The organism is Acinetobacter sp. ATCC 27244 (genome assembly GCF_000156555.1).
Classification (GTDB): Bacteria; Pseudomonadota; Gammaproteobacteria; order Pseudomonadales; family Moraxellaceae; genus Acinetobacter; species Acinetobacter haemolyticus.
Genome location: NZ_GG665953.1, coordinates 43,857 through 44,701, shown reverse-complemented (window position 1 = coordinate 44,701; position 845 = coordinate 43,857). Strand labels below are relative to the sequence as shown.

General features: G+C 39.5%; 2 protein-coding genes. Both read right to left on the bottom strand.

Features of this window, described 5'->3' with window-relative positions; genetic code table 11:
* A partial coding sequence (locus HMPREF0023_RS06760) for a CatB-related O-acetyltransferase (RefSeq protein WP_008941575.1) occupies positions 1-580 on the bottom strand: 580 nt, incomplete at its 3' end.
* Between the two features lie 62 nt (positions 581-642).
* Positions 643-843, bottom strand: coding sequence for a hypothetical protein (locus HMPREF0023_RS16865; protein WP_081400240.1), 201 nt, complete (start codon positions 841-843; stop codon positions 643-645).
* Between the last annotated feature and the right edge of the window lie 2 nt (positions 844-845).

The following is an 845-nucleotide window of genomic DNA, read 5'->3' as shown; positions in this document are numbered from 1 at the left end:
CCGTTTGCAATTGCTCACGCATTTTTAAAATTTGTTTTTCATCTCGCTCATAGAGTTTAAGTGAAAGGAGTTTTTCAATTTCAGTTTCTGTGAAACGAGATTTGATTACTTTGGCTGGAACACCACCGACAATGGTGTAGGGAGGGACGTTTTGAGTGACAATGGCACCTGTTGCAACTATAGCACCTTCACCGAGTGTGACACCTTGCATAATCATGGCACGACTGCCGATCCAACAACCATCGCCAATCATTGTATCTCCTGCTGGAAGAAAGCTACGCGTATCAAAGGGGAAAGTCGATATCCAATCAGAACGGTGCAGTTGATTACCACCCATCATGATCACGCACTCAGCACCAAAGCAGACAAAATTACCAATATAAAGTTGATCAATCGGTTTCTCTGCTGTTGAAGCTTTATCATGAAGATAACGCACCACACACCGTTCAAAACCTTGATCCCAAAAAGCAGAATAATAGGAGTAGTTGCCTTTGATATGGATATTGGGGTTTTTCACTGTTTTAGAAATAAACTCGAACTCACACCAGTGTTTAACAGGAGAGTTGATTAATGGATCCATGACTGAGATAAAATATTAAATGAAAGCTTGGATCATTATAGCTTTTAAAGTAGGAGAGAATGCTAATTGGAGAAAAATTTCCATAGCCAACTAAACAGACGTTGAATTTGATTGGGAAATACAAAACCTAGAACAGCACAGAGCAAAGCTGTATTTACAATAATAAGTATAGAACTGGTAGCGGGATTAACATGAAATGCCCATGTGATGGCAACACCAATACCAAGAATAACTCCTGCAAAGGTGTAGATCAATGCACTTATCT